Origin of the sequence: Geodermatophilus sp. CPCC 206100, assembly GCF_048569675.1 — a bacterium.
Lineage (GTDB): Bacteria > Actinomycetota > Actinomycetes > Mycobacteriales > Geodermatophilaceae > Geodermatophilus.
Window position 1 is genome coordinate 25267 of the sequence record NZ_JAQISV010000002.1, and the last position, 6279, is coordinate 31545.

Annotated in this window: 6 protein-coding genes; all 6 read left to right on the plus strand. The window is 73.1% G+C overall.

From position 1 onward, the window contains the following. Positions 1–181: 181 nt before the first annotated feature. Positions 182–760 carry a DUF1360 domain-containing protein gene (locus tag PGN05_RS00525; RefSeq protein WP_419750225.1) on the plus strand — a complete coding sequence of 193 codons (579 nt, stop codon included), beginning with the start codon at positions 182–184 and terminating at the stop codon, positions 758–760. A gap of 123 nt (positions 761–883) precedes the next feature. After that, on the plus strand, positions 884–1873 hold the full coding sequence (locus PGN05_RS00530) for a Ku protein (protein WP_419750226.1): 990 nt from the start codon (positions 884–886) through the stop codon (positions 1871–1873). Between the two features lies 1 nt (position 1874). Beyond that, a complete protein-coding gene (gene ligD, locus PGN05_RS00535; RefSeq protein WP_419750228.1) occupies positions 1875–3002 on the plus strand; it encodes a non-homologous end-joining DNA ligase in 1128 nt (375 codons plus the stop codon). A 7-nt stretch (positions 3003–3009) separates the two neighbouring features. Beyond that, positions 3010–3930, plus strand: coding sequence for a non-homologous end-joining DNA ligase (gene ligD, locus PGN05_RS00540; RefSeq protein WP_419750229.1), 921 nt, complete (start codon positions 3010–3012; stop codon positions 3928–3930). 152 nt (positions 3931–4082) lie between these two features. Further along, positions 4083–4547, plus strand: a complete 465-nt coding sequence (locus PGN05_RS00545; RefSeq protein WP_419750231.1) for a Fur family transcriptional regulator — start codon at positions 4083–4085, stop codon at positions 4545–4547. After that, positions 4544–6211 (plus strand): catalase, encoded by a 1668-nt coding sequence (locus PGN05_RS00550; protein ID WP_419750232.1) that lies wholly within the window; start codon positions 4544–4546, stop codon positions 6209–6211. Before PGN05_RS00545 ends, PGN05_RS00550 begins: the two co-directional genes overlap by 4 nt. The last annotated feature ends 68 nt before the right edge of the window (positions 6212–6279 follow it).

Consider the following 6279-nt stretch of genomic DNA (forward strand, 5'->3'; position numbering starts at 1 on the left):
TCCGTTCTGCGTGCGTCCGCCCTGTGCACGCTCGTCCGTCCGTGGACGGGGAACCGGTCGGACGACCGGCATCGTGATCTCGCCCTACCCGCCGGACCCCGCCCCATGCGTGAGGCCGGTCGCCCGGATCGGTCCGGCGCCGTTCCGCATGGGCGCCATGGCCACGGGGTAGCGCCCCCCCATGGCGATCGCAGAGGACCTCCAGCGGATCGGCGAGCCGGTCCGCCGGTGGGCCCGCACCCAGAAGCGCGAGTACTCGCAGGGGGAGCCCCGTCCGCTCGGCGGCGACCTCGGCGCGATGGGGGTGTACCTGGGCCTGGTGTCGGCCGGCGTCGCCGCCGTCCGGGCCTCCGGGCGCGAGCTGCCCGAGCGCATCCCGCCGGGGGACGTCGCCCTCCTGGCGGTCGCCACGTTCCGGCTGGCCCGCCGGATCGCCAAGGACCCGGTCACCAGCCCGCTGCGGGCCCCGTTCACCTCGTTCCAGGGACCCTCGGGGCACGCCGAGGTGGCCGAGGAGGTGCGCGAGCACGGCGGGGTCAAGCACGCCGTCGGTGAGCTGCTCACCTGCCCGTTCTGCCTGGCCCAGTGGGTCGCGACCGGCCTGGTGTTCGGGTACGCCACGGCGCCGAAGCCCACCCGGCTGGTGGCCCTCACGATGACGCTGGTCGCCGGCTCCGACGTCCTGCAGTTCGTCTACGACGCCATCCAGAACGGGGCGCTCGCGCCTGGTGACGGCGAGACCGGGGCGCGCGGGAGGTAGCTCGTACGGAGGAGGCCGGGGCGGCTCGACCTGCCGCCGTGCCACCAACGGACCTATCCTGACGATCTTGACGGCTGGCCTTCCCCGCCCGCGGTCGCCCACGGGTCTCGGGAGGAGCGGACGATGCGGTCGATCTGGCGCGGGGCGGTGTCCTTCGGCCTGGTCAGCATCGGGGTGAAGCTGTACACGGCGACCGAGGACCACGACATCCGGTTCAACCAGGTGCACGCACCCGACGGCGGCCGGATCAAGTACAAGCGGGTCTGCTCGATCGACGGCGAGGAGGTCGAGTACTCCGACATCGCCAAGGGCTACGAGCTCCCCGACGGGCAGCTGGTCATCCTCACCGACGAGGACTTCGAGGAGCTGCCGCTGGCCTCGCGGCGCGAGATCGAGGTGCTGCAGTTCGTCGACCAGGACGAGATCGACCCGATCCACTTCGAGAAGACCTACTACCTCGAGCCCGACGCCTCGGCGACCCGCCCGTACGTGCTGCTGCGCGACGCGCTGGAGAACGCCGGCCAGGTCGCCATCACCAAGATCGCCATCCGTCAGCGCGAGTCGCTGGCCGCGCTGCGCGTGCGCGAGGGCGTCATGGTCATGCACACCATGCGGTGGCCGGACGAGATCCGCCGTCCCGACTTCGCCTTCCTCGACGAGGACGTCGCCGTCCGGCCGCAGGAGCTGCAGATGGCCGAGGCGCTCATCGGCTCGATGACCGGTGCGTTCGACCCGTCGGAGTTCACCGACGACTACCGGGAGGCGATGACCGCGCTCCTGGAGGCCAAGCAGACCGGCGGCGAGGTGCAGCCGCTGCCCGAGACCGCCGACTCCGGCGCCGCCGTGGTCGACCTGATGAGCGCGCTGCGCCGCAGCGTCGAGGCCGCCCGCGGGGGCGCGGCCGAGGAGGACGAGGCGCCGGCCGAGCGTGCGCCGGCGAAGAAGGCGGCCCCCAAGAAGGCCCCGGCGCGCCGGGCGGCGGCCGCGGAGGAGCCGGCGGAGACCCCGGCCCGCCGGACGGCGGCCCGCAAGGCGACCGCGAAGAAGGCGCCCGCCGCGAAGAAGGCCACCGCCGACAAGGCCCCCGCCAAGCGCGCCCGCCGCTCCGCCTGAGGTGCCGGTCCGGGGACGGCGGGGCGACCCGCTCGCTGCGTACCGCGCCAAGCGCGACCCCGCGCGCACCGCGGAGCCGGTCCCGGCCGCCGGGCAGCCGCTGTCCGCGGGCGCCGGCGACACGTTCGTCGTCCAGCAGCACCACACGCCTCCCGCCCCGCCGGTCCTGCCGGTCGAGGTGCCCGCGCCGATGCTGGCCGCGCTCGGGGAGCTCCCGCCGCCCGGGCAGGACCCGCTGTGGGGGTACGAGTTCAAGTGGGACGGCGTGCGGGCGATCGCCGTCGTCCAGGCCGGTGCCCTGGGCCTGTGGGCGCGCAGCGGCACGGAGATCACCGTCCGCTATCCGGAACTCGCCCGGCTGCCGGTGCAGCTGGCGGGGCACGACGCGGTGCTGGACGGTGAGGTCGTGGCCCTCGACGACCGCGGCCGGCCGGACTTCGGCGCGCTGCAGGGCCGGATGCACCGCACCGGCCCCGAGGTGCACCGGATGGCCGCGGCCGCGCCGGTCACCTACCTGGTGTTCGACCTGCTCGCCCTGGACGGCGAGCCGCTGACCGGCCTGCCGTACACCCGCCGCCGGGAGCGGCTGGAGGCCCTGGGCATCGGCGGGGAGCGGTGGGTCTCCACCCCGTGGTTCCGCGGCGGTGGCGCGGCGGTGCTGGCGGCCAGCCGCGAGAACGGGCTGGAGGGCGTGGTCGCCAAGCGACTGGACTCGCCCTACCGCCCGGGGTCCCGCGGCCCCGACTGGCGGAAGGTGAAGAACGTCCGGACCCAGTCGGTCGTCGTCGGCGGCTGGCGGCCGGGACAGGGCCGGCGCGCCGGGGGAGTGGGCTCGCTGCTGGTCGGGCTGCACGACGACGCGGGCCGGTTCGTCTACGCCGGGCACGTCGGCACCGGGTTCACCGCGCAGGCGCTGCGCGACCTCGGGGAGCTGGTCACCCCGCGGGCGACGAGCCCGTTCGCCGACCCCCTCCCGCGCGAGGTGACCCGCGACGCGCACTGGGTCGAGCCGGAGCTGGTCGGTGAGGTGGCGTTCGCCGTCTGGACGGCGGACGGTCGGATGCGGCACCCCTCGTGGCGGGGGCTGCGCGACGACGTCGCCCCGGAGGACGTGGTGGAGGAATGGTGAGCCCCCGGTGACCCGGCAGCGGGTCCGGGTGGACGGGCGGCAGCTGACCGTCTCCAACCTGGACAAGGTCCTCTACCCGGAGGTCTCGTTCACCAAGGCGCAGGTCATCGACTACTACGTCCGCATCGCGCCGGTGCTTCTGCCGCACCTGTCGGGACGGCCGGTCACCTTCACCCGCTGGCCCGACGGCGTCGAGGGACAGGCCTTCTTCGAGAAGAACAGCGCGCGGCACGCCCCGGACTGGGTCCGCCGGGTCACCGTCCCGAGCCCGGGCAGCTCCCGGGGGCGCGAGACGCTCGACATGGTCATCCTGGAGACCGTCGCCGACCTGGCGTGGTCGGCCAACCTCGCCGCGATCGAGTTGCACGTGCCGCAGTGGCAGGTGGGCAGCCGGCTGCAGCCGGCGCTGCCGGACCTGCTGGTCCTCGACCTCGACCCCGGCCCGGAGGCCGGGATCGTCGAGTGCTGCGCGGTCGCCGAGCGGCTGCGGGAGCGGCTGGAGGAGGACGGCCTGGACCCGGTGGTGAAGACGTCGGGCTCGAAGGGCATGCAGGTCTACGCCCCGATCCGGGTGACCGACCGGGAGCACCCGAGCCGCTACGCCAAGCAGCTCGCCCAGGAGCTCTCGGCCGAGACGCCGGACCGGGTGGTCTGGCGGATGGAGAAGGTGCTGCGGCCGGGCAAGGTGCTCATCGACTGGAGCCAGAACAACCCGGCCAAGACGACGGTCGCGCCCTACTCGATGCGCGCCCGGCCAGACGCCACCGTCTCCACGCCGCTCGGCTGGGACGAGGTGGAGGCGGTGCTCGACGGGGCCGATCCGGGGTCGCTGCGGTTCCGCACCGACGAGGTCCTGGCCCGGGTCGAGGAGTACGGCGACCTGTTCGACATCGCCGGCGCCCAGCGCGCCGTCCTGCCGCCCGCCTGAGCCGCGACCGGTCCCGGCCACCGGGCCCGGGAGGTCGCTCCGGCGTCGGCGCGGTTGGTCTCTGACCGGACGGGTAGGCCCGGGAGCGACCCATGGCTCCCGGCGGACCGTTGTCTTGACTCATTCAAGAAAAGCGGGTTGGGTGGGGGCCGATGGAGACGACCTGGGAGGACCAGCTCCGGGCCGTGGGTCTGCGGGTCACCCGACCGCGCCTGTCGGTGCTGAGCGTGCTCGCCGAGCACCCCCACGCCGACGCCGACGCCATCGTCACCCGGGCCCGGGAGCTGCACCCGTCGCTGTCGCACCAGGCGGCGTACGGCGTGCTCGAGGCGCTCGTCGCCGGCGGGCTCGCCCGCCGGATCGAGCCGGCCGGTGCCCCCGCGCTCTTCGAGCTGCGGGTCGGCGACAACCACCACCACCTGGTCTGCCGCTCGTGCGGCGCAGTCGCGGACGTCGACTGCGCCGCGGGTGCGGCCCCGTGCCTCTCGCCCTCGGACGCGGCGGGTCTCGTCGTGGACGAGGCGGAGGTCGTCTTCTGGGGCCACTGCCGCGAGTGCCGGGCAGTGGCGCCGGTGCAGGTCTCCGAGCACAACGATCGAGGAGGAGTACGAGCATGACCGACGTCGCATCGCAGGGCCCCGCGCCGAGCGAGGCCGACCGTCCGGTCCTGACCAACCGTCAGGGTCACCCGGTCTTCGACAACCAGAACCAGCGGACGGTGGGCGCGCGCGGCCCGGCGACCCTGGAGAACTACCAGTTCCTCGAGAAGATCAGCCACTTCGACCGGGAGCGCATCCCGGAGCGCGTCGTGCACGCCCGCGGCATCACCGCCTTCGGGTACTTCGAGGCCGACGGCACCGTGGGCGACGAGCCGGTCGCCACCTACACCCGCGCCACGCTGTTCCAGGAGAAGGGCAAGCGGACCGACGTCGCGCTGCGGTTCTCCACCGTGGCCGGCGGCCGTGATTCCTCCGAGTCCGCCCGCGACCCGCGCGGCTTCGCGGTGAAGTTCTACACCGAGGACGGCAACTGGGACCTCGTCGGCAACAACCTGGGCGTCTTCTTCATCCGGGACGCGATCAAGTTCCCCGACTTCATCCACTCGCAGAAGCCGGACCCGGTCACCTTCGAGGCCAGCGTCGCCGAGCGCGCGTTCGACTTCTTCAGCCAGACGCCCGAGGCCATGCACATGATCACGCTGGTCTTCAGCCCGCGTGGCACGCCGGCCAGCTACCGGTTCATGCAGGGCTTCGGCGTCAACACCTACAAGTGGCTCAACGCCCAGGGTGAGAGCGTCCTGGTGAAGTACCACTGGCTGCCGAAGCAGGGCGTGAAGTCCTGGGCGGCGGCCGACGCCTCCGCGGTGCAGGCGCAGACCCTCGGTGCGCACACCAAGGACCTGCACGACGCCATCGCCGCCGGCGACCTCCCGTCGTGGGACCTGCACGTCCAGATCATGAGCGACGACGAGCACCCCGAGCTCGACTTCGACCCGCTGGACGACACCAAGGTGTGGCCGGAAGAGGTCTTCCCGCTCCGCAAGGTCGGGACGATGACCCTCGACCGGATGCCGGTGGACAACTTCACCGAGAACGAGCAGATCGCCTTCGGCACCGGTGTGCTGGTGGACGGCCTGGACTTCTCCGACGACAAGATGCTGGTCGGCCGGACGTTCTCCTACTCGGACACCCAGCGCTACCGGGTGGGCCCGAACTACCTGCAGCTGCCGGTGAACCAGCCGAAGGCCCGGGTGGCCACCAACCAGCGCGACGGGCAGATGGCCTACGGCGTCGACAGCGCGGACGGCACCAACCCGCACGTGAACTACGAGCCGTCGATCCTGGGCGGCCTGCGCGAGGCGGAGTACCCGACGCACGACGAGCAGGGCCCGGTCATCACCGGCCGGCTCACCCGCAAGCGGATCCCGCGGACCAACGACTACGCGCAGGCCGGCGAGCGCTACCTGCTGTCGGACCAGTGGGAGAAGGACGACCTCGTCGCCAACCTGGTCGGTGCGCTGCAGCAGTGCAACCGCGAGATCCAGGAGCGGATGGTCTGGCACTTCTTCATGTGTGAGGACGAGCTGGGCCAGCGCGTCGGCGAGGGCCTGGGCATCACCGCGGACGACGTCCGTGGCCTGCCCCCGCTGCAGTCGCAGACCCTCACCGAGGAGGAGCAGCAGCGCGCTGCCAACCTCGGCAAGAACGGTCCGCGCGACGTCAGCGGTCACGTGATGACGCACTGCGTGCCCAACGAGCACGCTGTCGTCGCGGCCGGCTGAGCTCAGCCGACCGCGACGACAGCGGGCCGCGGCCCGGACCTTCCCGTCCCGGCCCCCCGCCGGCCCAC